Genomic DNA, 2,586 nt, shown 5'->3' on the forward strand with positions numbered 1-2,586 from the left:
ATTGCAGACAATCTGCAACTTTGGGCTGGAAAGTCGGAAAATCTTTCGCATACTCGCCCCAAGCCTCCGGTGCAGCGCCGAGGGGTGTGTAAGCGCGTAAAGAAAACAAAAGGCGACGATAAACATGGCTGCCGATAAACAGAATTTACAAGATGCTTTTCTCAATCATGTCCGCAAGGCGAAGGTTCCGGTAACGATATTCCTGATCAATGGGGTGAAACTTCAGGGGGTCATTACCTGGTTCGACAATTTTTGCGTGCTTCTGCGCCGTGACGGGCAGTCCCAGCTTGTCTACAAGCATGCGATCTCGACCATCATGCCGGGCCAGCCGATCTCTCTTTACGAGGGCGAAGACTGACCGATCTCCTGACCGTCAAGGACCAGCCCACAAAGGCCTATGTCCTTCATCCTGATATGAAATCCGGCCGCGCGGCGCGCCGGTTGCCTGAACATGCCCTGGCCGAGGCGGTGGCCCTTGCCGGGGCGATGCCCAATCTTGACATCGTCGGCTCAGAAATTGTGCGGCTGGCCAAGGTACAGCCCGGGATGCTTTTCGGGTCCGGCAAGATCGCCGAACTGAAGGCACGCTTTGCCGCGTCCGAGGTTGAGCTGGTGCTGGTCGACGGGCCGGTCAGCCCGGTGCAGCAGCGCAATCTGGAAAAGGAATGGGGCGTCAAGCTTCTGGACCGCACGGGTCTGATCCTTGAGATTTTCGCCGACAGGGCGCGGACGCGGGAAGGTGTGCTGCAAGTCGAACTTGCCGCCCTGTCCTATCAACGCACCCGGCTGGTGCGGGCCTGGACCCACCTTGAACGCCAGCGCGGCGGGCTTGGTTTCGTCGGCGGCCCCGGCGAAACCCAGATTGAGGCTGACCGTAGGGCCATCGATGAAGAGGTGGTCAAGATCCGCCGCCAATTGACCAAGGTGGTCAAGACGCGCGAATTGCACCGCGCGGCGCGGCGCAAGGTGCCGTTCCCTATCGTGGCGCTGGTTGGCTACACGAACGCAGGCAAATCGACGCTCTTCAACCGCATGACAGGGGCCGAGGTTCTGGCCAAGGATATGCTATTTGCCACGCTCGACCCGACCATGCGCGGGGTCGAACTGCCTTCGGGCAAAAAGGTGATCCTCTCGGACACGGTGGGTTTCATATCGGACCTGCCGACGCAACTGGTCGCGGCCTTCCGCGCCACGTTGGAAGAGGTGCTTGAGGCTGACCTGATCCTCCATGTGCGCGACATCGCCCATCCCGAGACCGAGGAACAGGCCGCCGATGTCGGCGACATTCTCGAAAGCCTCGGCGTCGAGGAAGGTGTTCCGATGTTCGAGGTCTGGAACAAAATCGACCTTCTCGCCCCCCCTCTGCGCGAGGCGCTGGAGGTGCAGGACGCCCGCAAGCCGGGCATCCATGCTGTCTCGGCGCTGTCGGGCGAGGGGTTGGGCAGACTGCTCGACGCGATCAATGGCGCACTGGACGAAGAACGCAGCGAGGCCGACCTGCTGCTGCCCTTCGCCGCCGGAAAGGCCCGCGCCTGGCTGCACGAGGCAGGCGTGGTTCTGTCCGAAGCGCAGACCGACGAGGGCTACCAACTGCGCGTCCGCTGGACCGCCCGACAGAAGGCCGCGTTCGAAGGGCTTTGACAGCCGTCTTTCCCTCGCAGTCCCGGACTTGATCCGGGACCTCTGCGTTGGCCAAGAGGCCCCGGATCAGGTCCGGGGCAGCTTAGCCCGTCTTGACCAACCGCAGCAGGAACAGCAGGATCACGGCACCAATTGTGGCATGGATAATGGCGCTGACCATGCCGCCGCCCATGCCCAGACCGATCCGGGGCAGGATGAACCCGGCGATAAAGGCGCCGAGGATACCGACGACGATGTTGCCGATCAGGCCAAAGCCATACCCCTTGACGATCTGCCCGGCCAGCCAACCGGCCACCGCACCGACGATCAGCATTGCGATCAAACCACTTGTACCCATAACCAAAGTCTCCTGCTTTCACTACAGGGGTAGTCTAACACAATGGCTCCTGACCGGAAGCGGTGATGCCGGCAGATGAAAAGACCCGCCGGAAAGCGGGCCCTTAGACGAAGTTACTTTGTTCTGGACAGTAGCCCTGCCCGACTTTGTCTGACGCTTGCGTTCATGCGGGTCAAAGAAGTGCTTGTGCAGAGTTACGATCTTCCGCATCGTTTAATAATGTCCAGTCCAGCCGAAACATTGCGCAGTCTGATCCATGGGTTATACACTTTTTAAACTGTTCCTTGCGGCTGTACTCATTGCATTTGCGGGCGTCGTCTTCTTCCTCGTTCTGGTGGGTTTGAGTATCCTTGAGGTTAAGTACTTCCACCCTTGGAAGCACCACCGAAATACCGCTGCGGCCGAGGTCACCAACGATGCCATTTGGTCAGAAGAACTGGCGACGACGTACAGAGTTGAAGCGGTCGTCTCGGTCGCGGGCAAGGCCAAAAAATCGTCACTGGATATTCAATGTGCGCGCAAGGTCTCTACGTGGAACGGAGGTATCAAGGGCTTAACAGTCAGGGACACTCAGAAGAATTTCAGCAGCACATACATCAGAATCCCGG

Annotated in this window: 4 protein-coding genes; 3 read left to right on the forward strand and 1 reads right to left on the reverse strand. The window is 59.4% G+C overall.

Features of this window, described 5'->3' with window-relative positions:
* Positions 1-124 precede the first annotated feature (124 nt).
* Complete coding sequence (gene hfq / locus WBB85_RS08365) at positions 125-358, forward strand: RNA chaperone Hfq (RefSeq protein WP_105512925.1); 234 nt, start codon at positions 125-127, stop codon at positions 356-358.
* 56 nt (positions 359-414) lie between these two features.
* Positions 415-1,641, forward strand: a complete 1,227-nt coding sequence (gene hflX / locus WBB85_RS08370) for a GTPase HflX (RefSeq protein WP_432638164.1) — start codon at positions 415-417, stop codon at positions 1,639-1,641.
* An 82-nt stretch (positions 1,642-1,723) separates the two neighbouring features.
* On the opposite strand, the gene WBB85_RS08375 is transcribed toward hflX, so the two are convergent.
* Positions 1,724-1,978: a GlsB/YeaQ/YmgE family stress response membrane protein gene (locus tag WBB85_RS08375; RefSeq protein ID WP_432638165.1), complete on the reverse strand. Its 255-nt coding sequence runs from the start codon at positions 1,976-1,978 to the stop codon at positions 1,724-1,726.
* Between the two features lie 256 nt (positions 1,979-2,234).
* Here WBB85_RS08375 and WBB85_RS08380 point away from each other — a divergent pair.
* Positions 2,235-2,586, forward strand: a 352-nt coding sequence (locus WBB85_RS08380) for a hypothetical protein (protein WP_432638166.1), incomplete at its 3' end; no start/stop codon positions are given.

Source organism: Albidovulum sp., assembly GCF_049646345.1.
GTDB lineage: Bacteria > Pseudomonadota > Alphaproteobacteria > Rhodobacterales > Rhodobacteraceae > Albidovulum.